Here is a 23,696-nt window from a genome sequence, read left to right as displayed (position 1 = left end):
GTAGATAGGGGTGAAACTCATGAGCATCAAAGCTGAAGAAATTAGTGCGCTGTTAAAGTCGCAAATAGAAAATTATCAGGCAGAAATTCAAGTAAGTGATGTAGGTACAGTCATCTCCGTTGGTGACGGTATCGCCCGTGTTCATGGCCTTGATAATGCCATGGCTGGTGAGCTTGTTGAATTTTCAAACGGCGTTATGGGTATGGCTCAAAACCTTGAAGAAAATAACGTCGGTATTATTATCCTTGGACCTTTTACGGAAATCCGTGAAGGCGATGAGGTCCGCCGCACAGGCCGCATCATGGAGGTTCCAGTAGGGGAAGAACTAATCGGTCGTGTAGTAAACTCACTTGGACAGCCTGTTGACGGTTTAGGACCAATCAATACTACAAAAACTCGTCCAATCGAGTACAATGCACCTGGCGTTATGGATCGTAAATCCGTTCATGAGCCATTGCAAACAGGAATTAAAGCGATTGACGCTCTTGTTCCAATCGGTCGTGGTCAGCGTGAGTTAATCATCGGTGACCGTCAGACAGGTAAAACATCTGTTGCAATCGATACGATCTTGAACCAAAAAGGTCAAGACATGATTTGTATCTATGTGGCTATCGGTCAGAAGGAATCAACTGTACGTAACGCAGTTGAAACACTTCGTAAGAATGGCGCATTAGAATACTCAATCGTTGTGACTGCAGCTGCATCTCAGCCTGCACCACTTTTATACTTAGCTCCGTATGCTGGTGTTACGATGGCAGAAGAGTTCATGTACCAAGGCAAGCATGTTCTTGTAATCTATGATGATTTAACAAAACAAGCTTCTGCTTACCGTGAACTTTCCTTGCTACTTCGTCGTCCTCCAGGTCGTGAAGCATATCCAGGGGATGTCTTCTACCTACACAGCCGTCTTTTAGAGCGTGCTGCAAAGCTAAGTGACGCGAAGGGCTCTGGTTCCATCACTGCGCTTCCGTTCATTGAAACTCAAGCAGGCGACGTTTCGGCTTATATTCCGACAAACGTTATCTCCATCACAGACGGACAGATTTTCTTACAATCTGACTTGTTCTTCTCCGGCGTACGTCCGGCGATCAACGCTGGTCTTTCCGTATCCCGTGTTGGTGGATCTGCACAGATTAAAGCGATGAAAAAGGTTGCCGGTACACTGCGTCTTGACTTGGCTTCATACCGTGAGCTAGAGTCATTTGCCCAGTTCGGTTCTGACCTTGATAAAGCAACTCAAGCAAAACTTAACCGTGGAGCGCGTACTGTTGAAGTTCTAAAGCAGGACTTAAACAAGCCGCTTTCTGTTGAGAAGCAAGTTGCGATCCTTTATGCACTAACAAAAGGATTCCTAGATGATATTCCATTGACGGACATCCGCCGTTTCGAAAGTGAATTCCATGCTTGGTTAGACACCAACCGTAAAGAAGTGTTAGACCATATCAAGAACACGAAGGAACTTCCTAAGGACGAAGATATGGTTGCTGCAATCAACGACTTTAAAAAGACGTTTGCGGTATCAGAGTAATAGCTGAGTGTGAGGGAAGCCGTACGGTGCCGTGCGGCCGACCTTAAAGCTCAAATACGATTAACAATTTCTTTAAAAGGGTGGTGAGAACCTATGGCATCTTTACGTGATATAAAAAACCGGATCACTTCGACGAAAAAGACTAGCCAGATCACCAAAGCAATGGAAATGGTATCTTCTTCTAAGTGGAACCGTGGAGTGAATAATGCAAAAGCTTTCGTCCCTTACATGGAGAAAATGCAAGAAGTGACAGCTTCCATCGCAATGGGTAGTCAGGATGTGAACCATCCTATGCTTAAAAGTCGTCCGGTTAAAAAGACGGGTTATCTGGTCATCACATCGGACCGAGGTCTTGCTGGTGCATTTAACAGCAACGTCATCCGTCAAGTGTATCAGACAATCAAAAAGCGTCATAAGTCGAATGATGAATTTGCCATCATCGCCATCGGTCGAGTAGGACGTGACTTTTTTGCAAAGCAGGGCATGAATGTTGTCCTCGAAATCACTGGAGTTGCGGACCAACCTTCTTTTACCGAAATTAAGGACATCACCAGCAGCACAGTTGGTATGTTTGAAGATGGAACATTCGACGAACTGTTTGTTTACTATAGTCATTATGTCAGCGCGATTTCACAGGAAGTAACCGAGAAGAAACTTCTGCCGTTAACGAATATTGAAGTTCCATCAAAACCTACTTCTTACGAATTCGAACCAAATGCGGAACAAATCTTAGAGGTTCTCTTACCTCAATATGCTGAAAGCTTAATCTTCGGTTCATTACTAGACAGCAAAGCGAGTGAGCATGCTGCCCGTATGAACGCGATGAAGAATGCGACAGATAACGCAAATGAGCTGATTAAATCACTTAGCCTTAGCTATAACCGTGCCCGTCAGGCAGCAATTACCCAGGAAATCACGGAAATTGTTGGCGGCGCAGCGGCGTTAGAGTAGACTTATGCCTAATCGGGATGTGGTATCGAAACCCACATCCCATCATGATGTATACATTGGAAAGAGGAAGTTAGGAGGGAACAAGATGAACAAAGGACGCGTTCTCCAAGTTATGGGTCCGGTCGTTGACGTTAAGTTCGAAAGCGGCAGCCTTCCTGAGATCTATAACGCTTTAAGGATTGAAACGAAACCGCAAAATGAGACAGAAGTTGAAATTCAGTTAACTCTTGAAGTAGCCCTTCATTTAGGTGATGATACAGTTCGTACAATCGCTATGTCATCTACAGATGGACTTCAGCGTGGAGTTGAAGTAGTGGATACAGGTGCAGCCATCTCTGTACCAGTTGGAGATGCAACACTTGGTCGTGTATTCAACGTATTAGGTGAGAACATTGACCTTGATGAGCCAATCGCAGCAGATGTACGCCGTGATTCCATCCATAGAGAAGCTCCAACATTCGAGCAATTATCTACAGAAGTAGAAATTCTTGAAACTGGAATTAAAGTAGTAGACCTTCTTGCTCCTTATATCAAAGGTGGTAAAATCGGTCTCTTCGGTGGTGCCGGTGTTGGTAAGACTGTATTAATCCAGGAATTAATCAATAACATCGCCCAAGAGCACAGCGGTATTTCCGTATTTGCTGGAGTTGGTGAGCGTACGCGTGAAGGTAATGACCTTTACCACGAAATGACTGACTCAGGCGTTATCAAGCAAACAGCGATGGTATTCGGACAGATGAACGAACCACCAGGTGCACGTATGCGTGTTGCCCTAACTGGTTTGACAATGGCTGAATATTTCCGTGATGAGCAAGGACAGGACGTTCTTTTCTTCATGGATAACATCTTCCGTTTCACACAAGCAGGTTCTGAGGTTTCTGCCCTACTAGGCCGTATGCCATCTGCCGTTGGTTACCAGCCAACACTTGCTACAGAAATGGGTAAATTACAGGAACGTATCACATCTACTAACGTAGGTTCTGTTACTTCCATTCAAGCAATCTATGTACCAGCCGATGACTACACGGATCCGGCTCCGGCGACAACCTTCGCCCACTTAGATGCTACAACAAACCTTGAGCGTAAGCTTTCTGAAATGGGTATCTACCCTGCGGTGGATCCACTTGCTTCTACATCTCGTGCCCTTTCACCAGAGATCGTTGGCGAAGAGCACTACGAAGTAGCTCGTCAAGTTCAGTCTACGCTTCAGCGTTACAGAGAATTACAGGATATCATTGCCATCCTTGGTATGGATGAGTTAGGTGATGAAGACAAGCTTGTCGTACACCGCGCTCGTCGTATCCAGTTCTTCTTATCTCAGAACTTCCACGTTGCTGAGCAGTTCACAGGACAGAAAGGCTCATACGTGCCAGTTAAAGAAACAGTTAAAGGTTTCTTGGATATCCTTGCAGGCAAATATGACCACCTTCCGGAAGATACATTCCGTCTTGTTGGTCGTATCGAGGAAGTTATTGAGAAAGCAAAGAGCATGGGTGTAGAGGTATAATCACGGACCAGGAGGGTAAAAAATGAACACGATGAAAGTCAATGTTGTTACTCCTGATGGACCGGTTTATGAATCTGACGTGGAAATGGTCAGCACCAAAGCCCAAACTGGTGAGCTTGGCATCATGCCTGGCCATATTCCAATGGTTGCGCCGCTCCAAATCGGTGCTGTCCGTTTAAAAAAAGGCGGTAATACTGAATTTGTTGCCGTCAGCGGCGGTTTTCTCGAAGTTCGCCCTGACACGGTTACGGTTCTAGCTCAAACGGCAGAGAAATCAGACAATATCGATGTGGAACGTGCGATGCGTGCAAAAGAACGTGCGGAACAACGCCTGCGCGAAAAGCAGCAGGAAAATGTCGATTTCCGTCGTGCCGAGCTAGCGCTTCAACGCGCGATCAACCGGATTTCCATTGCCCAGGGAAAATTATAAGAATTGACGTAAAAGAGTACTCCAACTTTGGTTGGGGTGCTCTTTTTTGTTTGGTTTTAGGGTTTTGCTACTGTGTGTAAAGGTGTAATTGAGGTAGGGTAAACGTGCCTTAAAATGTTGTAGTGTATTGATCTTTTACGGGCAAGTATCATTTAATGTGCCCGAAAATGGATGGAGAAGGAGGGTTTGGTAACGATAAAGTGTTTAACGTGCCCGAAAAAGGGTGAAGTAGTTGAATTTGGTAACGATAAAGTGTTTAACGTGCCCGAAAAAGGGTGAAGTAGGTGAATTTGGTAACGATAAAGTGTTTAACGTGCCCGGAAAAGGGTGTAGTTGTTGCTTTAGGTAACGATCAACCGCTTAACGGTACCAAAGTGAGGCCGGATAATATAAGGAAGCTAATTTTTACCAAAATACCATCCATTCAGCATAGGTTGGCCCAAACAAGAATACTAGTTACTGATAATACTTTTATAGGATTCTAAAATATTTTTTATATAGGGAAACATTCAAATATTTGTAATAAAATTTACAAGAATCACAAGGGTTTATCGACACAAATTGGTAACAATGATATAATTGTTATCGATTACAAGTGTTAATAATCTGAATTCATTTTACAACATGGGGGGGTTAGGCATGGAACTTTTGAATCTATATCAAAATAATTATTTGATAGTGTTTGCGTTCCTATGTCTCGGAATTTTATTACCTGTAGTTGCTTTGTTCGCGGCCAAGCTACTTCGTCCGAAGTACAAGGACATTGCTTCGAAGTATACTACATACGAAAGCGGAATTGAACCGTTCCACGATGCACGTGTACAGTTCAATGTCCGCTATTATGTTTTTGCCCTAATGTTCGTTATTTTTGACGTTGAAACAGTATTTTTGTACCCATGGGCGATTGCTTATGAAAAACTAGGAATCTTTGCGCTGATTGAAATGCTAATCTTTGTTGTGATGCTTCTGATTGGACTCATCTATGCATGGAAAAAGAAGGTGCTAAAATGGATTTAAACTTGGAATATCTCTCAAAAGAGGAAATGGAAGAAGTAAAAAGAAATGTTCTCTTCGGAAAGCTTGAAGAGGTAAAAGGATGGGCTCGAAGCGCATCACTCTGGCCAATGACTTTTGGTCTAGCTTGCTGTGCCATCGAAATGATGGGAACGAGCTCCGCGCACTATGATATTGAGCGCTTTGGAACGTTTTACCGGAACTCACCTCGTCAATCGGACGTAATGATCGTTTCTGGTACCGTTACCAAAAAGATGGCTCCAACTGTCCGCAGACTTTATGATCAAATGGCAGAGCCGAAGTGGGTTGTTGCGATGGGATCCTGTGCTACTGCTGGTGGTCCTTATGTAAATTCTTATTCGGTTGTAAAAGGGGTCGACCAGATTGTACCAGTGGATGTTTACATACCTGGCTGTCCACCAAATCCGGCTGCACTCATTTACGGAATCAATAAATTAAAAGAGAAAATCCGTTACGAGGCGAAGACCGGGAAGAAGGTGATCTAATCGATGAGCGGGGATAAAGATCTTGACCAATTAAAAAAAGAAGCGGTAGCGAAAGCGAAAGCTGCAGCCGCTGCGAAACGAAAAGCAAAAGAACAGGCTGAGAGTGGAGCGAAGGAAGAAGTATCACCAGCAGGCGATGACCTCGCGAAACAAAAAGCGGATGCAGTAGCCAAGGCGAAAGCCGAAGCAGCCGCAAAGAGACAAGCGAAAGAGGAAGCGGAAAGTGGAGCACAAGAGGAGCCACCAACTGCTGATGACCTTGCCAAGCAAAAAGCTGAAGCCGTAGCGAAAGCAAAAGCCGCAGCTGCCGCAAAGCGCAAGGCGAAGGAACAAGCTGAAAGCGGAACAAGTGACGAAGCGCCTGCCGCTGAAGCCACAGGCAACGACGCCGACGACCTCGCAAAGAAAAAAGCCGCAGCTGTAGCAAAGGCAAAAGCCGCCGCAGCAGCAAAACGCAAAGCGATGGGTCAATCAGAACCAGAAGAAGAAGCATCAGCAGGAGACGATGACCTTGCGAAGAAAAAAGCTGAAGCCGTAGCGAAAGCAAAGGCCGCCGCAGCCGCAAAGCGCAAAGCGATGGGTCAAGCAGAACCAGAAGAAGAAGCACCAGCTGGGGATGACCATCTAGCAAAGAAAAAGGCCGCAGCTGTAGCCAAAGCAAAAGCTGCCGCAGCAGCAAAACGCAAAGCGATGGGTCAAGCAGAGCCAGAAGAAGAAGCATCAGCTGGGGATGACGATCTTGCGAAGAAAAAAGCCGCCGCCGTAGCAAAAGCGAAAGCCGCTGCTGCCGCGAAGAAAAAGGCGTCTGAAGGTGGAGCTGCTTCAGGTGATGACGAAAAAGCGAAAGCGATTGCAGCCGCAAAGGCGAAAGCCAAAGCTGCCGCTGCCGCGAAGGCAAAAGCTGCTGGTAAAGGTGCAGCAGCAGCAGATACACCAGAAGAACCGAAACAGCCATCGCCGAACCAGAAGTACTTGGATAAATATGTGGAAATCATTCAAAAGCATTTAGGTGAGGACGTTTTGGAAGATTCCTATATTAACAACCTATCGAAGGATGTTCCAACACTTGTGGCGAAGCAGGACTCTTATTATAAGATTGCCGAGTTCCTTAAGTTTAACGAAAGTCTCAGCTTTGATTACTTATCTGAGATTCATGGGACAGATTTTGAAACCCATATGGAAGTGTATGCTCATTTGTATTCATATAAAAACCGTCAGTCAGTGGCCCTTAAAGTGAAAATCGACCGCGACAAACCGGAGATTGAATCACTTGCAAGGCTTTGGGCTGGAGCCGAATGGCCAGAATGCGAAGCATATGACCTGCTTGGGATTCGCTTTACAGGACATCCGGACCTGCGCCGCATCATGCTTGGTGAAGACTGGATCGGTCACCCATTGAGAAAAGACTATGAACCGTATGATGTGGAGGTGTAGCCGGTGATACGCACGGAAGAAATACTTTTAAACGTTGGCCCGCAGCATCCGAGTACACACGGCGTGTTTCGCCTAGTTTTAACCCTTGACGGCGAAGTGATCACAGATGCCAAACCAGTAATCGGTTATTTGCACCGCGGGACAGAAAAAATAGCGGAAAATCTCCAATATACTCAGATTATTCCTTATACAGACCGGATGGATTATGTTTCGGCGATGACCAATAACTATGTTCTTGTTCATGCGGTTGAAACGATGATGAACATTGAAATTCCGGAACGGGCGGAATACTTAAGAATTCTAGCAATGGAATTGAATCGGGTGGCGAGCCATCTGCTCTGGTGGGGTACATATATCCTCGATTTCGGGGCTACGAGCCCACTGCTCTATGCCTTCCGAGAGAGAGAAATGATTTTAAATCTATTAAATGAATTATCAGGGGCACGATTAACCTTCAATTATATGCGAGTTGGCGGCGTCAAGTGGGATGCACCAGAAGGCTGGATTGAAAAGGTTCGCGACTTTGTTCCTTATATGAGAAAAATGCTAGTTGGCTACAATGAGTTAGTGTCAGGCAATGAAATTTTCCTTAACAGAACAAAGAATATCGGCACCTATACGAAAGAAGATGCGCTTAACTATAGCTTGAGCGGTGTAAACCTAAGAAGCACGGGCGTAAAATGGGATTTGCGTAAAGATGAACCTTATTCGATTTATGATCGCTTTGATTTTAATGTCGTCACACGTGATGCAGGCGATGCGTTTGCTCGTTATGAGTGCCGCTTGGAAGAAATCGAGGAATCTCTGAAAATCATTGAACAGGCCGTTGAGCAATTCCCACAAGATGGTCCCTTCATGGCGAAGGTTCCGAAAATCATCAAGGCGCCAAAAGGCGAAGCGTTTGTTCGAATTGAAGGCTCTAGAGGAGAGATTGGTTGCTATATTGCGAGCGACGGGAAGAAAGAACCGTACCGGATGAAGTTTAGAAGGCCGTCTTTCTACAACCTTCAGATTCTCCCGAAACTATTAATAGGGGAGAATATCTCAAACCTTATTTCGATTTTAGGAGCAATTGACATCGTTCTCGGGGAGGTTGACGGCTAATGGTTCAAGATCTGCTGCATTCGAGCCCTAGTTTACTAAACTTTGGTATTTTCTTTGCAATGGCTCTTGCATTTTTGTTTGTGATTCTTGGCTTCGTTACGTATGCCATCCTTGCTGAGCGGAAAGTATTAGGCTTTATGCAGGGACGGATTGGTCCGAACCATCTTGGGGGCCGTTGGGGTCTTTTACAGACAGTCGCAGACGTTTTAAAGCTTCTTGTAAAAGAAGACTTAATTCCGAAAGCATCTGATCGACCAATGTTTATTATTGCGCCAGTCATTGCATTTGCTCCAGCGTTTGTAGTCGTCGCAACGATCCCTTTTACTGAGAATCTGCAGTTTGCCGATTTAAATGTTGGGTTGCTTTATTATATTGCGATATCAGGAATCACCATCATCGGAACACTGATGGCGGCTTGGGCTTCGAATAACAAGTACTCCTTACTTGGAGGGATGCGTGCGACCGCTCAAATGGTTTCTTATGAAATTCCACTCGTCATGGCGGGTCTTGGAATTGTGCTTTTAACTGGGAGCATGAACTTAAATGACATTGTTCTTGCACAGCAAGAAAGCGGTTGGTTTATCCTTTGGCAGCCAGTTGCGTTTGTTGTCTTCTTTATCGCCGCGATGGCTGAATTGTACCGAGTTCCTTTCGACCTTGCTGAAGCGGAGAATGAGCTTGTTGCCGGTTTCCATACCGAGTATTCTGGTTTCCGTTGGGCAATGTTCATGCTGGCTGAATATGTCTATATGTTTGCGATGTCGGCCCTAATTATCGTGTTATTCTTTGGCGGCTGGTTGCCTCCATTTGAATTCCTAAGCTTCATTCCAGGAGCCGTTTGGTTCGGTCTAAAGTTCGCGGTTGTCACGTACGTCCTTTACTGGTTCCGTGCCACATTCCCAAGAATGCGTCCCGACCAACTAATGGAATTCGCCTGGAAGATCCTATTACCAGTAGCATTAGCTAATATTTTCCTAACTGCTCTATTAAAAGAGTTACTGAATATCTTTTAAAATGTGTAGTTAAAGGGTACTACTTTTAGAATCCCTGTTGATTGGAGCGGAAGGCACGAAGACTCCTGCGGGAGTGCAAGGCCTAGGGAGACCCCACAGGAGCGAAGCGACGAGGAGGCTCCCGGACTGCCCGCGGAAAGCGAAGTGCCTGAAGCGGAAATCAACAGCCTATTTCAACGCAGACCTAAAATCTTTAAAAGGAAGGCAACTTGCCTCCCAACCTAAAAGGGGTGAAAAGACGTGCTAGGATGGACGAAAGGATTAGCTTATACCCTAAAGAACCTGACGAAAGAGAAAGTCACATACGATTATCCAAATGAACCGCTGCCACTGCCGGATCGGTTCAGGGGAATCCAGAAGTTTTATCCAGAGAAATGTATTGTTTGTAATCAGTGTGCTAACATTTGCCCAACGGATTGCATTCAATTGACGGGGAAAAAACACCCTGACCCTACGAAAAAGGGGAAAGTCATTGATACGTATGATATTAACTTCGAAATTTGTATTCTCTGTGACCTGTGTACAGAGGTGTGCCCGACAGAAGCGATTGTCATGACCAATGAGTTTGAATTGGCTGAGTATAGTCGGGATGATTTGTTTAAAAATCTCCAATGGCTCGATGAAAATGACGAGAATGTACGGAAGGTGAATAAGGCATGACGGTATCTGGTGAATTTATTGCGTTCCTCGCACTTGCTTTAGTGGCCATCATTGGCGGCGTGCTTTTATTGAACCTGAAAAAGGTTGTTCACATGGTAGTAGCACTTGTGTTTACCTTCCTCAGCATTGCCGGCATTTATGTCCTGCTATCGGCGGAGTTCCTCGCCGTCGTACAAATTTTGGTTTATTCGGGTGCAATCTCGATTATCATGCTTTTTGGAATTATGCTCACGAAGCATAATGATGAGGATGAGGGCGATTCGAAAGGTGGCGGCTGGAGAAAGGCGTTCCTTTTTCTAGGTGTCCTCGCGTTTGGAGCCGTCTTCTATATTGGTATTTATAATTTAGACTTTGGTAGTGCACCTGCTGCGCTTCATGAAAACAATCCGGAGCAGATCGGTATTGAGCTTTATAGCAAATACGTTATTCCATTTGAGTTAATGTCCGTCCTGCTATTGGTCGCTTTTGTCGGCGCGATTGTGCTCTCAAGGAATGATGAGAAAGAGGAGGCGGATAAGGAATGAGTGGAGTTCCGGTTTCAGCCTATCTAGCACTTGCCTTAATTTTATTTTGTATCGGACTTTATGGAGCCTTAACGAAAAAGAACACGATTATCGTGCTCATTTCAATTGAATTAATGCTAAACGCAGTAAATATCAATTTGATTACGTTCAGTAAGTTGGGAATGGCTCCGGCAATCACTGGGCAAATCTTTGCCATCTTTGTCATTGCTGTTGCTGCTGCCGAAGTAGCGGTCGGAATTGCGATTCTACTTTCGCTTTACCGCAACCGGAAAACAGTCAATATTGATGACATGAATCAGTTGAAAAACTAGTGAAGAATGCCCCATAAATGGGCACAATCTAAACGCGCAAAGTCACAAAAGGTAAGGCGCGTTCAAAAAAGGGGATTGTGATATAGATGGAGAATGCTTGGCTCATTCCGCTTTTCCCGCTTTTATCATTTCTCGCCCTCCTTCTGTTCGGCAAGCGGCTGAAAGAAGCGAGTGCGTATGTAGGGATTTTGCTAACCCTTGCCTCTTTGGTCTTTTCAGTCATCGTGTTGGTAGGACGCTTAACAGGTGCTACCTATAAACTCGAAGCTGATTGGCTCCAAATAGGAGATCTGCAATTAACTGTGGGATTTGAGGTAAATCAATTAAACGCATTGATGCTGGTGATTGTGTCACTAGTTAGTTTTCTAGTACATACTTATTCAAAAGGCTATATGCACGGCGACCAGCGCTTTCCGGTGTTCTATGCCTACCTAGGCTTGTTCACATTTGCTATGCTTGGTCTCGTTCTCTCACCTAACTTGCTACAAACCTATATTTTCTGGGAGCTTGTAGGGGTAGGTTCCTTCCTACTGATTGGGTTCTACTTTAATAAAGAAAGTGCCAAAGCAGCAGCGAAGAAAGCCTTTATTATGACAAGAATTGGGGATGTCGGTCTTTTTATCGGAATGATTCTTTTATTCTGGCAGACTGGCAGCTTTGAATACGATGAAATCTTTGCAAGTGTACACGCTGGCGAAGTTTCAGGAACGATGATTACCTTAACAGCGATTCTTATTTTTATCGGAGCTGTTGGTAAATCAGGTCAGTTCCCGCTTCATACATGGTTACCGGATGCGATGGAAGGTCCGACACCTGTATCGGCTTTGATCCACGCCGCAACAATGGTTGCAGCTGGTGTGTATTTAGTCGCTACCATGTTTCCTCTGTTTGCAGCGAGTGAAACGGCGATGTCGACTGTGGCGATTGTCGGAGCTGTTACCGCCATCTTTGCCGCAACTATTGGTTTAACACAGACTGATATTAAAAGAGTTCTTGCTTACTCAACCGTGAGTCAGCTTGGTTATATGATGCTTGCCCTTGGTGCCGCTGGCTACGCAGCCGGTGTGTTCCACCTAATGACTCACGCATTCTTCAAGGCGTTGTTGTTCTTAGCAGCAGGTAGTGTCATTCATGCGGTTCATACCCAAGACATCGAAAAAATGGGTGGTCTGTGGAAGAAGCTTTCGTTTACCGCACCATTATTCTTAATCGGAACACTTGCAATTAGTGGGGTGCCGTTGTTCTCTGGTTTCTTTAGTAAAGATGAAATTTTAATTGCCGCTTGGGCTAATGGAAATTACATCTTGTTCTGGCTAGCAGTAATTGCTGCGTTCTTTACGGCTTTCTATATGTTCCGCTTGTTCTTTATGGTATTTAGCGGAAAAGCACGAAGCGAAATGAAGAACGTCCACGAATCACCAGTATCGATGACAGGACCAATGATTGTCCTTGGAATCCTTGCGGTTGTAAGTGGATATGTCAATACACCATGGTTTGGAACGTTCCTAGGTGATTGGCTCGTTGAAGGCAATGAGGCACTTGGACACGGTCATATTGAAGGTCCAGCTTGGATCATGATTGTCGCAACGGTTGTTTCATTAGCAGGGATTTATTTAGCGTATCTGATGTACAGCAAGCGCAGCATTTCTCGTGACTGGTTTACGAGCAGAGCGCCAACGCTTTATAGCATTGTCGTCAATAAATACTTTATCGACGAAATTTATCAAACTACAATTGTTTATGCGACGAAGGCTATTAGTCTATTCTTGCGTTTTATCGAGATGTTCCTCGTCAATGGTTTGGTTCAATTGGTCACTGGTATTGTAAGAGGTCTCGGCAAAACAGGTGCGAAGCTACAAAATGGTCAGATTCAAACCTATGGTACAGTCGCGTTTCTCGGACTAGCTGTACTATTGCTCATCTTTGCGCTGACAGGGGGGTATTTAAATGGATAGTTTTTATTTGAGCCTACTCGTTTTCTCCCCGTTATTAGGCATCATCCTCTTGGCATTCATGCCAAAGGGAAATGAAAAAGGATTGAAAATGCTCGGCGTCTTAGCCACTTTGCCTGCTACTGTGCTCGCACTGGTTGCCTACTTTTCATACTTAGGTGGAACGAGTCTCGATAGTTTTTCTGAACAGGCTCGCTGGATTCAATTCGGTAGCTTCGGCGCGATGGATCCGAATTTATTCACCGTTCGGTATGAACTGGGAATCGACGGCTTCGCCCTGCTGATGATTGTGTTAACGTCGATTTTAGCGACACTAGCAGCAATTGCCTCTTTTCATATTAAAAAAGAATGGAAAGGCTATTTCATGCTTTTCCTCCTTTTAGAAATTGGTATGCTCGGTGTGTTTACGGCGCAAAACTTGATTCTCTTCTTTATCTTCTTTGAAATCACCTTAATTCCAATGTTCTTCTTAATTGGGAAATGGGGATATTTTGATAAAGAAAAAGCGGCTTATAGTTTCTTGATTTATAACGGATTAGGTTCGGCAATTCTTTTAATCGTGATCATGGTGCTATTTGCTAAAACAGGGACAACGAATATCGAAGCCCTTAAGATTTTAGTGAACTCACCTGAACAAGTATTAACACCAATCTCAGATTCTTTAAAAATGGGACTCTTTATTGCTTTGTTAATTGCGTTTGGAGTTAAGCTGCCAATCTTCCCGCTCCATAGCTGGATGCTGCGCGTGCACGTTGAAGCACCGCCGTCCATTGTTATGTTGCACTCAGGAATTCTTTTAAAAATTGGTGCATTTGGTCTGATCCGTTTCGGAATGGGCATCTTCCCAGAAGAGTTCCAAGAGTTAAGCGTGTTAATTGCCGTGCTTGGGGTCGTAAACCTGCTTTACGGTGCGTTCCTTGCCTTCATCCAAACAGATTTTAAAATGGTCCTTGCGTATTCCTCTATTTCTCATATGGGAATCGTGTTAATTGGATTAGGTGCATATAATGAGGCTGGTGTTCAGGGAGCGATTTTCCAGGTCGTGTCTCACGGTCTAATCTCAGCTCTATTATTCTTCTTAGTTAGCGTTATGTACGAGCGCTTGCAGACAACCCATATCGCAAACCTTGGCGGATTAGCGAAAGGAATGCCACTAGCATCTGGATTTTTGTTAGCCGGGGCGATGGCTTCACTTGGATTGCCAGGAATGTCTGGGTTTGTTAGTGAATTTATGGCTTTCCTCGGTTTGTTCCGGGAAATGCCGGTCCTTGCTGCGGTCGGGACACTTGGTATTATCATGACAGCTGTTTACCTACTTCGCGCCGTGCTTGCGATTACGTATGGCAAGTCGGATCGTGAGTATGCTGGTATCACCGATATCCGTTCATTTGAATGGGCACCGGTTCTTGTCCTAATCGGACTGATTATCCTAATTGGCGTATATCCTGCAGTGTTAAGTCAGCCATTAGAGACCATTGTGCAAGGGATAGGAGGGTGATGAAGGATGGATTTAGAGACATTACTATCGTATGAGTGGAGTTTGATGGGACCCGAATTCATCATTGTCATTGCTTCAGTCATCCTAACCTTGCTCGATTTGTTTCTGCCAAAGAAATTTAATCGGAGAATGCTTGGCTGGTTCGCTTTTGTGGCCGTCCTTGCAGCCATTGTGTCTCTGTTAGGATTACTCGACAATCAAGTAGGTTCAATTTTACATGATACCTTTAGACTCGATTCGTTTGCCAAAGCCTTTAAGCTACTTCTATTAGTTGGTTCGGCCTTAGTCCTGCTTTTAGCCATCGATTATGAGCCGAAAGAAGGTCTTACAGAGTATCGTGGAGAATTCTTTTACCTATTCTTAACCGGCTTACTGGGTGCCATGATCATGTCTTCGAGCGGAGATTTGATTACCCTCTTTGTCGGCCTTGAGTTATTATCAATCTCTTCTTATATTCTTGCGGGATTACGGAAGAAAAACCTGAAATCGAATGAGTCGGCGATGAAATATGTCATTAACGGAAGTATTTCCACGGCGATTACGCTTTTCGGGATGAGTTATTTGTACGGAATAACTGGCTCGACAAACTTGAATGAGATGTCTGGAATGTTGAGGACGTTAACAGATCCTCAGTATACATACCTTCTCGGTTTAGCGTTTTTCATGATTTTTGTCGGCTTGGCCTTCAAACTTGCTTCTGTTCCGTTCCACATGTGGGCGCCAGATGTGTATGAAGGGGCACCAACACCAGTTACAGCTTTCCTAAGTGTTGTTTCAAAGATTGCTGGCTTTGTCATCTTGATCCGTATCATGGTTTCGATTTTCTCTTCCATTCCAGTGGGAGACGGAACGATTCCAATGCTGTTTGATCTCCAGGATTTCATTGGCTTCCTAGCAGCGGTGACAATGATTCTAGGAAACGTTGTTGCATTAAGACAGCGCAATATTAAGCGATTGTTTGCTTATTCTAGTATTGCTCATGCAGGGTACATCCTTGTTGCCTTTACTGCAATGTCTTATGTAATGTTCGATAGTATCTGGTTTTACATGCTCGCTTACGTTTTCATGAACCTTGGAGCGTTTGCAATCATTCAGCTGATCACCGAGAAAGAAGGCTCAGAGGATATTGGTCATTTTGCAGGACTTTACCGCCGCTCACCAATTTTAGCGGTAACGATGGCCGTGTTCATTCTGTCGCTTGCTGGAATTCCAGGAACAGCTGGATTTATTGGGAAGCTTAACATCTTCTTAGGAGCGCTGATGGTCAGTCCATCGCATTATGTGCTTGCATCAATCATGATTGCAACAACCGTTGTTTCTTACTTCTACTATTTTGGAATTATGACGCAAATGTTCTTCCGACCGGCAGCGGAAGAGACGAAATTGAAGCTGCCAGCTGGAACGAACGCTGTTATCATCATTTGTGCAGTAGCGACGATTCTGCTTGGAGTGATGCCACAGCTGGCATTCGACTTCCTGCAGACAAACTTCAATCAGTTCATGGATTTTATGGGTTAAAAATGGAGCCACCATTCTAATTGGGGGATTGGAATGGTTCGGTTTTCAAAGGGGAAATAATAGAGCTCTACAAAGAAACTGGCCTTGGGGGAGGTCAGTTTCTTTTTATTTAAAGGTATGAAGGTATAGTTTTAACATAGAAAATGCGCCTAACCCCTCGGGGCTGACCATGGCGCTTGCGCATTTATTCTTTTCTGGGAAATAATTTAGTAGCTTTAATAAGATCTTAGCGTGATAATAGGATGAAACCTTTTGTGTATAAATCCGTCTGATAATAGAGGGAGCTTATGCTACAATGTTTCAAAGAGGAGGGATGATCCGTGATCGCTGACTTTGGCACACAATCATTAGTAAGTATCGTTTCACACTTGGCTTTCATCGCGCTCGCATGGTGGGCCCTACAAGCACTGCACTTTGACAAACTCCTACGAGCCAACCGTGTGTTTCAGGCTAGAGTCCTATACATACTACTCTCCATCACCATAGGTTCCATCGTAAGTAACTTCTTCCTAGATTACCTACTATGGTCACAACAATTGCCGTTTATGTTTCAGTAGTGGGTGTTGTTAAAGGACATTTATTAATTTTTGCTCAGGTTGATTGGAGCGGAAGGCACTCGACTCCTGCGGGAGTACGGGGCAGGGGAGACCCCACAGGCGCTGGAAGCGCCGAGGAGGCTCCCCTGCACGCCCGCGGAAAGCGAGTGCCTGGAGCGGAGATCAACCACTACCTAGTCATATAGAAAAAAACTGTAAAATAGTTTTATGAAAGATACCTGGAGTAAAAATCAACACCCAACCTCAGCAATTGCAAATATGGTAAAAATTTAGGTATTAATACATGTTTTCAAAACGTGTATAATTGAGTATTATTGTCTTTGGATTGATTTTTATTGTGAAAAAAGTACAAATCGCAAAAGTGGATTGTAAAATTGTGCGAATAGCTAACATACAGCAAGATAAACGAACAAACTAAACCTGCAATGACGACTTAAAAACAAGCTTCACAATAAAAAACAGTTAAACCTATGTTACGTTTTGTAATTATCTGCACGCCTGGACATGTTGCCTGAATATGAAAATTGTCAAAAAGTGACGACAATTCCCAAGTATGTCGCTCCTCAAGCTGGTAAGAATGGTAGTAAGGGGAGAGGAGAGATACAGAGATGAAGAACAGGTCGCTTTATTTGACAATTATCATAATTATTGGTTTTTTTATGTTTCAGTTAGGGAATAAAACAAGCATAGCAAAATTTGAACAAGATTTAACAACGCTGGTCTCAGTCTTGCAGGACGAACATATTTTAATCACAGAGTGGTCTTTATATTCTAGGGAAACATTGGAAAAAGTGACAACTGAACAGGAGCGTGCGCAGTTTGTAGCTGATTTGAAGAAGAAGTTCTCAGATTGGTCATGGAGCGAAACACGGGACGCTGATCATTATACAATCACGGCAACTCCGGTTTCGTCCAATTACACAGAGAAAATTAAAATTGTTTCAACAGAAACATTGGGCCAATTACATACATATGCTATGTATGAAGTGAAAGGTCAAAAGTGGGACCAACAATCCGAGGGTTTTGTCAGCAAAGAATGGCAAGACAGATTGCTTGACATTTTTACTGGGAAGGCTTCAACTTTCTCTTGTGTAAAAGGCGAGTTCAGTGATAAGATGGATGAGGCTTTGCCGACTTATATGAATAGGCTTCTAGCATCTTTTAATGCAGAAGAAATTGAAGCATTGGAAGAGGACAATTTTCTATCAACATCCGCCTTTTCACCATTGTTCTCTGGAACAATCAGTAAAGACCATGATATGAATTTGCAACTAGGACTAAGAAAACCAGACGGAATGGGCGGAAACACTACCCTCGTAGTTGGCACACCCATCATAACTATTGAATATTAATATAGAGAAATTGGACGCGGAGGGGAATACATTTGGAAAAAATCATCGTCCGCGGCGGAAAAAGGCTAAGCGGCACTGTTAGAGTAGAGGGAGCAAAAAATGCCGTACTGCCTGTAATCGCTGCATCATTATTAGCAAGTGATGGAAAAAGTGTCATTCGTGATGTGCCAACTCTCTCCGATGTATACACAATCAACCAAGTTTTACGTTCTTTAAACGCCGAAGTGGAGTTTAAAAATAATACAATTGTTGTCGATGCATCTCGAGAGTTGAAAATTGAAGCACCGTTTGAGTATGTACGTAAAATGCGTGCTTCTGTTTTAGTAATGGGATCGTTGTTAGCCCGTAATGGTCGTGCCCGCGTGGCGCTACCAGGAGGCTGTGCAATCGGTTCCCGTCCAATCGATCAGCACCTTAAAGGCTTTGAAGCAATGGGTGCAAAAGTTAAAGTTGGGAATGGATTTATTGAAGCCGAAGCACCAAATGGTCTTCATGGCGCAAAAATCTATCTTGATTTCCCAAGTGTTGGAGCTACAGAAAACATCATGATGGCAGCTGCATTAGCGAACGGCTTAACAGTCATGGAAAACGTAGCAAAAGAACCAGAAATTGTCGACCTTGCGAACTTCCTTAACAAAATGGGAGCAAAAGTAAGAGGCGCAGGTACTGGTACAATTAAAATTGAAGGTGTCGATCAGCTATTTGGTGCAGATCATAACATCATTCCTGATCGCATTGAAGCCGGTACATTTATGGTCGCATCAGCCATTACAGGTGGAAACGTGCTTGTAAAAGGCGCTGTACCAGAACATTTATCTTCCTTAATTGCGAAAATGGAAGAGATGGGTGTAATCATCGAAGAAGAAGAAGAGGGCATTCGTGTCATTGGACCTGAAAAGTTGAAGGCAGTCGATATCAAAACGATGCCACACCCTGGTTTCCCAACAGATATGCAATCCCAGATGATGGCATTATTACTTCGTGCTCAAGGCACAAGTATGATTACAGAGACAGTGTTTGAAAACCGTTTCATGCATGTGGAAGAATTCCGTCGCATGAACGCTTCAATTAAAATCGACGGTCGTTCCGTAATCATGAATGGTCCATCTAATCTGCAAGGAGCAGAAGTTTCAGCAACCGACCTACGTGCAGCAGCAGCTCTAATTTTAACTGGATTAGTAGCTGATGGAATCACACGCGTTACTGAATTAAAACACTTAGACCGCGGCTACGTGGATTTCCACGACAAACTAGCTGGCATCGGTGCAGACATCGAGCGCGTAAGTGAAATCGAGGAAACGGAAGAAACTGAATCCTACGTTTCAGATATGAATGCTTAAGACTTCTTGTCTGAGTGCTTAGGATCGCTTGAGCTCTTAGTATGAAAGCTTAAAATTATATAAAACCGGAGGATGACGCTGCACCCAAGCGTGATTCTGCGGTTTTTTGTTGTTTTTAGAACTCTGTTGCTTGGGAGCGGAAGACAACTTCTTCAATAGCAACAATGTTTACGAAAACAGCTTTAAAAAAATATTCCTGTTCTATTTCATATTTTTATATCCATATGGGCGAGAACCTAAAAAAATTCGTGAAAATATGGAATATTATTTAATTGTAAAAAAATCCTAAGGTCGAAGAAGATTTTTTTATCGTCCATTCTTAAGTCATAATTGCTTGTCCCTCGCCATAAGATTGAATTGAGACGGGTACTTCTCCGTTTTAATTTCATAGTTATGGAGGCAACTCAATGAAAAAATCATTCAACCCAATCATCGTTCTAGCAGCCCTTCTATTTACAGTCATCCTCCTGATTCCAACCGTACTCGTGCTTCCCTTTAGTGGGGAAAAGGCGAGCGGGCAACTGAGTGAAAATGTGACACCAGCAGATCCCAATGCAGAGCCGTCTGCCGATTCAGCCGTTGAAGTAGCTGTCTTCAGAACCGCTCAGTCGGAGGTGGAGAGGGTGCCACTTAATGAATACTTAGTCGGTGTCGTTGCAGCGGAGATGCCAGCAGAGTTTGAACTCGAGGCTCTCAAGGCGCAAGCACTGACAGCGCGAACCTATTATGTCAAACAAATGATGGGAACTGGGACGACCGGGTTGCCAGACGGGGCCCATGTCACAGATACCACAGCCCATCAAGTATATAAAAATACGGCAGAACTAAAGCAGCAATGGAAATCTGAATTTAACGAGAAGTACGCGAAAGTTCGAGAAGCCGTTCAGGCAACGGACGGACAAATCTTAACATATGGCGGAGAGCCGATTGAGGCAACCTTCTTTTCAACAAGCAACGGTTTTACCGAAAACTCAGAGGAATACTGGGCAAATAATATTCCTTATTTAAGAAGCGTAGAAAGTCCGTGGGATAAGGTATCCCCTAAATATACCGAGCAAAAAATTATCCCTGTCAGTGAATTTGAAAAAAAGCTAGGGGTTAAGCTGACAGACCGAAGCGAGGTTGGCAAGATTACTCAGAAGACAGAAGGCAATCGCGTCGGGAAAGTGGAAATTGCCGGCAAAGTCTTGAGCGGGAGAGATGTCCGCGATATGCTCGGGTTAAACTCCAGTGATTTTAAGTGGTATGCCAAAGGCGACAACATCGTGATCGAAACGAAAGGCTATGGCCACGGCGTCGGCATGAGTCAATATGGCGCAAACGGCATGGCGGCCGAAGGAAAAAGCTATAAGGAAATTGTTCAGCATTACTACAAGGGAATTGAAATCGCCTCTGGGGAGAATACGCTGACTCAGGTGATGGCGAAGAAATAAAGTGTTGTATGAAACCAGAGTGATGGGGCTCTGGTTTTTTTCTATTATCGTCATTTAGCTTTTTATACGTTTGTAACGTGCTTCTAGTTGTTCAAGAAAATCGAGTGGGCGGTGATAGATGCGGCCTTTGTTTTGTCCGGTGGATGGGAGGTTTAAGGACACAAGGATCCTACTCGCTGTTTTAATGCAGTCAATCCCTAAATAGTCTCTGAGTTCTTTATTCGTTAGAGTTGTTTTATTGAAAAGGAAGTAATCAAGTATCGCGTCATTGTGTGCATCTATTGAATGAGTAAGACAGCGCGGACAGATCCAAATGCGGTCCCTTCTTATCAATTTGGTCGAGGGACATTTAGGGCAAAGAGCTCCAGGGACAATGTCTTGTGGTGATAGACCATACGTTTTTTCAATATCAGGGAAAAGTGGTGTGTCGTCTTCAAGGAGAAGCATGGAAATCTTTTTAACCATTCTATCTGTTAGAACATCCTTCGCATAGAGGTTAGTGAGATTCGTAAGTTTGTTTTTTAGGTTTTCCACTTTGCAAACCTGCTGAAGAACGTCGGGTTCATCCGTTTTAATGATGGCCGATGGGTTGCTAAGTACGACAAGGGGGATCAACGGGATAGTTACAGGGAGTTTATGAGTTTCTAGCCAATTTTGTAACTGCTCCTTGTGGCGGTTTACTTGTACGATTGGATTTTTATAGCCCTTTTTTCCGTAAAAAGAGTTTTGGCTAAATTGCTCGGGACTAAAATCAAGTTCGCCACCCATGTTTTTGGTTTCAAGAATGAGAATGTACTTGCGCGTAAGAATAGGAGTGTCGATTTGGAAGTAATGCTGTTCGTGAGGAAGACGTAAACCTCCGAATATATGATGTTTTTTGTCATCGAGGAAGGTTAAATGGAATTCAGTCGCCTTTTCGCCACGATACCCTGACATATAGCTGCTGATTTCTCTTTCTAGTTGAGGTATTTTAGGGTGGTTGGGACTTAGCCTGGGAATTAGTGCATGGCAAAATAGCACATTTAGAGGGATTGGGCGGGGTTTTATGTACAAATGGATTCCTCCTTATTAGGTTTGATAGTAAAATACGGCACCACGGGGGCAGTTTCCTTCAAAAAGCTGCTAGATAATGTGAAGGATTTGTGACTTTATAGGGGTGGGGGTAATTTATATTACCCTTAGAGAGAATATAATAATAGGATGTAAAATTATATTCCCTCTGAGAGACGTTATATTCCCCGAAATGGAACAGATATTCCCTTGAGAGGAATATCAAACTTAATATATTCTCGCAGAGAGAATATTTAGCCTGCTATATTCCTGTAAAGGGAATAAACTGCAAACATATTCCCGCTACAGGAATAAAATCACCGCACCCACGCAGCAAACTTCCGCAACCAATCCCCCAACCGCACAAACTTCCCACTAAAATAAGCATGATGCATAAAATGCGAAGCAACTAGCACACCGATGGTATCTTTTACAAAATCAATCCATGTCGCCGAGCGGTATGGCACAAACGACTGGTGGATTTCATCAATTGCCCCATATAAAATCGCCACACCCATAAAAATAAAACTCCACAAAGGTTTAAACCGACCACCAAACGTCAATCCAGCAAAAAATAACAACGCATACAAGATCCCAAACTCTACAAGATGCAGCGACTCTTTAATAAATCGGTCAACCCCAACATTCGGCAGCTCCACCACCGCATCCGCCGGCATGCTCGATAAAACCCAAATAAGTGCCATATAAACGACGGGCAAAATCCTAATAACGTGTTTCATAAAAACCTCCAAAAAAATAAAATGTATAATACTGAGAAGTTTGTCGAAAAATAAGCATTTAAAATTTTTTTCAACTCTATGTATATATTTTTTCGCATCTGTTCAGAATGATTGCTGAGGTGATGAAAATGAGAGAGGAAAAATCTTCTCAAGAAAAGAGCTTTAAACGCTTTTTCAAGAAGCGGTGGGTTTACCCAGCAGTGTATTTAGGAAGTGCCGCAATCATACTAACAGGTGTTCTTTGGTTCCAAGGTGGCGGTGAACAAGGTACAGATCAACTTGATCAGGCAACCGACAATCCAAGCAAGCAGTTCAATGACGAGCCAGCAGTTGAAGTAAATAGCTCGTTGGAGAAATTCGTTATGCCAATGGAAGATGTCGAAAACTCTGTTGTGAAAATGCAGTTTTATGACAACGAAAGTGATAAAGCCGAACAAGAAGCTGCACTAGTTGTTTACAATAACCAATACCATCCGAGCACAGGACTCGACATCGCAGCAAAAGATGGCAAGGAATTTGATGTCATCGCATCGTTAAGCGGGGAAGTAACAACGGTTAAGGAAGACTCACTGCTAGGTAACGTAATCGAAATCGAACACGACAATGGAATTGTAACACAGTATCAATCAATTAAAAATATGAAAGTAAAAGCGGGCGACATGGTCAAGCAAGGTGATGCGATTGCAACAGCTGGTACAAGCCAGTTTAACGAGCAATCAGGCGTCCATGTACACTTTGAGATTCGTAAAGACGGAACTCCAGTGAACCCATTAGATTACTTTGATAAGCCACTAAGCGCGCTTCAAGAGGCAGAAATGGACTCTGAAGGCGATGCTGGTAAAGCTGAAACTGGTACTGGTGCAGACGCTGATGAAAACCCATCAACGGATGCCACTGAATCTGACGAAGGAACTTCAACTGAAGAAGGAACTGAGTCCGGCGAAGGAACTTCTACAGAAGAAGGAACTGGATCTGACGAAGAAACTTCAACAGAAGAAGGAACTGGGTCTGATGAAGAAACTTCAACACCAGAGGATGGCCCAACTGAAGATAACGCAACACCATCTAGCAACTCTTGATTTGTAAATAGATTTTAAAATGGACAGGAAACCCGTCATGCTAACTGGCGGGTTTTTCTTTTTGGCTGTGTTAAAGGACTATGTTGATTTTGACCAGGTTGATTGGAGCGGAAGGCACGAAGACTCCTCGAAAATGAACTGCACATTTTCTCGTGCGTGGGCATATTCGAGGAAGCCATTCAATGTCCTGCGGGA

Annotated in this window: 22 protein-coding genes; 20 read left to right on the top strand and 2 right to left on the bottom strand. The window is 43.8% G+C overall.

Going from position 1 to position 23,696, the window contains the following annotated elements; translation table 11 throughout:
• The first annotated feature begins 19 nt into the window (after positions 1 to 19).
• The 19 genes from atpA to spoIID all read left to right on the top strand — a co-directional run bounded on the left by atpA (position 20) and on the right by spoIID (position 20,632).
• Positions 20 to 1,528, top strand: a complete 1,509-nt coding sequence (gene atpA / locus BMX30_RS17760) for a F0F1 ATP synthase subunit alpha (RefSeq protein WP_090748816.1) — start codon at positions 20 to 22, stop codon at positions 1,526 to 1,528.
• A 93-nt stretch (positions 1,529 to 1,621) separates the two neighbouring features.
• Entirely contained in the window at positions 1,622 to 2,479 is an 858-nt protein-coding gene (atpG, locus tag BMX30_RS17755) for an ATP synthase F1 subunit gamma (RefSeq protein ID WP_090748814.1), read from the top strand.
• Positions 2,480 to 2,564: 85 nt separating this feature from the next.
• Complete coding sequence (gene atpD, locus BMX30_RS17750; protein WP_090748812.1) at positions 2,565 to 3,986, top strand: F0F1 ATP synthase subunit beta; 1,422 nt, start codon at positions 2,565 to 2,567, stop codon at positions 3,984 to 3,986.
• Between the two features lie 22 nt (positions 3,987 to 4,008).
• Complete coding sequence (locus BMX30_RS17745) at positions 4,009 to 4,416, top strand: F0F1 ATP synthase subunit epsilon (protein WP_090748810.1); 408 nt, start codon at positions 4,009 to 4,011, stop codon at positions 4,414 to 4,416.
• Positions 4,417 to 5,055: 639 nt separating this feature from the next.
• Entirely contained in the window at positions 5,056 to 5,433 is a 378-nt protein-coding gene (locus tag BMX30_RS17735) for an NADH-quinone oxidoreductase subunit A (protein WP_090748806.1), read from the top strand.
• Positions 5,424 to 5,936: a NuoB/complex I 20 kDa subunit family protein gene (locus BMX30_RS17730; RefSeq protein WP_139195411.1), complete on the top strand. Its 513-nt coding sequence runs from the start codon at positions 5,424 to 5,426 to the stop codon at positions 5,934 to 5,936. Before BMX30_RS17735 ends, BMX30_RS17730 begins: the two co-directional genes overlap by 10 nt.
• Before the next feature lie 3 nt (positions 5,937 to 5,939).
• Positions 5,940 to 7,370 (top strand): NADH-quinone oxidoreductase subunit C, encoded by a 1,431-nt coding sequence (locus BMX30_RS17725; RefSeq protein ID WP_090748802.1) that lies wholly within the window; start codon positions 5,940 to 5,942, stop codon positions 7,368 to 7,370.
• A 3-nt stretch (positions 7,371 to 7,373) separates the two neighbouring features.
• Positions 7,374 to 8,474 (top strand): NADH-quinone oxidoreductase subunit D, encoded by a 1,101-nt coding sequence (locus tag BMX30_RS17720; protein WP_090748800.1) that lies wholly within the window; start codon positions 7,374 to 7,376, stop codon positions 8,472 to 8,474.
• Entirely contained in the window at positions 8,474 to 9,487 is a 1,014-nt protein-coding gene (nuoH, locus tag BMX30_RS17715; RefSeq protein WP_090748798.1) for an NADH-quinone oxidoreductase subunit NuoH, read from the top strand. The genes BMX30_RS17720 and nuoH overlap by 1 nt, the downstream gene beginning before the upstream one ends.
• A gap of 240 nt (positions 9,488 to 9,727) precedes the next feature.
• Complete coding sequence (gene nuoI / locus BMX30_RS17705) at positions 9,728 to 10,147, top strand: NADH-quinone oxidoreductase subunit NuoI (RefSeq protein ID WP_090748794.1); 420 nt, start codon at positions 9,728 to 9,730, stop codon at positions 10,145 to 10,147.
• Positions 10,144 to 10,671 carry an NADH-quinone oxidoreductase subunit J gene (locus tag BMX30_RS17700; protein WP_090748792.1) on the top strand — a complete coding sequence of 176 codons (528 nt, stop codon included), beginning with the start codon at positions 10,144 to 10,146 and terminating at the stop codon, positions 10,669 to 10,671. Before nuoI ends, BMX30_RS17700 begins: the two co-directional genes overlap by 4 nt.
• Complete coding sequence (nuoK, locus tag BMX30_RS17695) at positions 10,668 to 10,982, top strand: NADH-quinone oxidoreductase subunit NuoK (RefSeq protein ID WP_090748790.1); 315 nt, start codon at positions 10,668 to 10,670, stop codon at positions 10,980 to 10,982. Before BMX30_RS17700 ends, nuoK begins: the two co-directional genes overlap by 4 nt.
• A gap of 86 nt (positions 10,983 to 11,068) precedes the next feature.
• On the top strand, positions 11,069 to 12,937 hold the full coding sequence (nuoL, locus tag BMX30_RS17690; RefSeq protein WP_090748788.1) for an NADH-quinone oxidoreductase subunit L: 1,869 nt from the start codon (positions 11,069 to 11,071) through the stop codon (positions 12,935 to 12,937).
• Positions 12,930 to 14,432: an NADH-quinone oxidoreductase subunit M gene (locus BMX30_RS17685; RefSeq protein WP_090748786.1), complete on the top strand. Its 1,503-nt coding sequence runs from the start codon at positions 12,930 to 12,932 to the stop codon at positions 14,430 to 14,432. The genes nuoL and BMX30_RS17685 overlap by 8 nt, the downstream gene beginning before the upstream one ends.
• 6 nt (positions 14,433 to 14,438) lie before the next feature.
• Positions 14,439 to 15,950, top strand: coding sequence for an NADH-quinone oxidoreductase subunit NuoN (gene nuoN / locus BMX30_RS17680; protein ID WP_090748784.1), 1,512 nt, complete (start codon positions 14,439 to 14,441; stop codon positions 15,948 to 15,950).
• A gap of 320 nt (positions 15,951 to 16,270) precedes the next feature.
• Positions 16,271 to 16,507, top strand: coding sequence for a DUF1146 family protein (locus BMX30_RS17675; RefSeq protein ID WP_090748783.1), 237 nt, complete (start codon positions 16,271 to 16,273; stop codon positions 16,505 to 16,507).
• A 608-nt stretch (positions 16,508 to 17,115) separates the two neighbouring features.
• A complete protein-coding gene (locus BMX30_RS17670; protein WP_090748781.1) occupies positions 17,116 to 17,859 on the top strand; it encodes a YwmB family TATA-box binding protein in 744 nt (247 codons plus the stop codon).
• 32 nt (positions 17,860 to 17,891) lie between these two features.
• On the top strand, positions 17,892 to 19,199 hold the full coding sequence (gene murA / locus BMX30_RS17665; protein ID WP_090748779.1) for a UDP-N-acetylglucosamine 1-carboxyvinyltransferase: 1,308 nt from the start codon (positions 17,892 to 17,894) through the stop codon (positions 19,197 to 19,199).
• Between the two features lie 407 nt (positions 19,200 to 19,606).
• Positions 19,607 to 20,632 (top strand): stage II sporulation protein D, encoded by a 1,026-nt coding sequence (gene spoIID / locus BMX30_RS17660; protein WP_090748777.1) that lies wholly within the window; start codon positions 19,607 to 19,609, stop codon positions 20,630 to 20,632.
• Positions 20,633 to 20,686: 54 nt separating this feature from the next.
• Here the strand turns inward: spoIID and BMX30_RS17655 are convergent, their stop codons facing one another.
• Both BMX30_RS17655 and BMX30_RS17650 read right to left on the bottom strand, forming a co-directional pair.
• The gene (locus BMX30_RS17655; RefSeq protein ID WP_090748775.1) at positions 20,687 to 21,685 is read right to left on the bottom strand and encodes a nuclease-related domain-containing protein; all 999 of its coding nucleotides are present in this window, start codon (positions 21,683 to 21,685) and stop codon (positions 20,687 to 20,689) included.
• A gap of 314 nt (positions 21,686 to 21,999) precedes the next feature.
• Entirely contained in the window at positions 22,000 to 22,422 is a 423-nt protein-coding gene (locus BMX30_RS17650) for a VanZ family protein (protein WP_090748773.1), read from the bottom strand.
• Between the two features lie 128 nt (positions 22,423 to 22,550).
• On the opposite strand from BMX30_RS17650, the gene spoIIQ reads away from it, so the two are divergent.
• Positions 22,551 to 23,501: a stage II sporulation protein SpoIIQ gene (gene spoIIQ, locus BMX30_RS17645; protein WP_090748771.1), complete on the top strand. Its 951-nt coding sequence runs from the start codon at positions 22,551 to 22,553 to the stop codon at positions 23,499 to 23,501.
• The last annotated feature ends 195 nt before the right edge of the window (positions 23,502 to 23,696 follow it).

The sequence above is a fragment of the Mesobacillus persicus genome (assembly GCF_900109925.1).
Taxonomy (GTDB): domain Bacteria; phylum Bacillota; class Bacilli; order Bacillales; family Cytobacillaceae; genus Mesobacillus_B; species Mesobacillus_B persicus.
The sequence above is the reverse complement of the archived record's forward strand: the minus strand, read 5'-3'. Positions and strand labels throughout refer to the sequence as shown.

Bases quoted from the DNA above. Each gene is read 5' to 3' on its own strand.
- BMX30_RS17745 (WP_090748810.1), top strand. From the start codon at position 4,009: ATGAACACGATGAAAGTCAATGTTGTTACTCCTGATGGACCGGTTTAT.
- atpD (WP_090748812.1), top strand. From the start codon at position 2,565: ATGAACAAAGGACGCGTTCTCCAAGTTATGGGTCCGGTCGTTGACGTT.
- BMX30_RS17685 (WP_090748786.1), top strand. From the start codon at position 12,930: ATGGATAGTTTTTATTTGAGCCTACTCGTTTTCTCCCCGTTATTAGGC.
- nuoL (WP_090748788.1), top strand. From the start codon at position 11,069: ATGGAGAATGCTTGGCTCATTCCGCTTTTCCCGCTTTTATCATTTCTC.
- nuoK (WP_090748790.1), top strand. From the start codon at position 10,668: ATGAGTGGAGTTCCGGTTTCAGCCTATCTAGCACTTGCCTTAATTTTA.
- BMX30_RS17650 (WP_090748773.1), bottom strand. From the start codon at position 22,422: ATGAAACACGTTATTAGGATTTTGCCCGTCGTTTATATGGCACTTATT.
- BMX30_RS17700 (WP_090748792.1), top strand. From the start codon at position 10,144: ATGACGGTATCTGGTGAATTTATTGCGTTCCTCGCACTTGCTTTAGTG.
- spoIIQ (WP_090748771.1), top strand. From the start codon at position 22,551: ATGAGAGAGGAAAAATCTTCTCAAGAAAAGAGCTTTAAACGCTTTTTC.
- atpA (WP_090748816.1), top strand. From the start codon at position 20: ATGAGCATCAAAGCTGAAGAAATTAGTGCGCTGTTAAAGTCGCAAATA.
- BMX30_RS17730 (WP_139195411.1), top strand. From the start codon at position 5,424: ATGGATTTAAACTTGGAATATCTCTCAAAAGAGGAAATGGAAGAAGTA.
- atpG (WP_090748814.1), top strand. From the start codon at position 1,622: ATGGCATCTTTACGTGATATAAAAAACCGGATCACTTCGACGAAAAAG.
- BMX30_RS17725 (WP_090748802.1), top strand. From the start codon at position 5,940: ATGAGCGGGGATAAAGATCTTGACCAATTAAAAAAAGAAGCGGTAGCG.
- BMX30_RS17735 (WP_090748806.1), top strand. From the start codon at position 5,056: ATGGAACTTTTGAATCTATATCAAAATAATTATTTGATAGTGTTTGCG.
- BMX30_RS17670 (WP_090748781.1), top strand. From the start codon at position 17,116: ATGAAGAACAGGTCGCTTTATTTGACAATTATCATAATTATTGGTTTT.
- nuoN (WP_090748784.1), top strand. From the start codon at position 14,439: ATGGATTTAGAGACATTACTATCGTATGAGTGGAGTTTGATGGGACCC.
- nuoH (WP_090748798.1), top strand. From the start codon at position 8,474: ATGGTTCAAGATCTGCTGCATTCGAGCCCTAGTTTACTAAACTTTGGT.
- spoIID (WP_090748777.1), top strand. From the start codon at position 19,607: ATGAAAAAATCATTCAACCCAATCATCGTTCTAGCAGCCCTTCTATTT.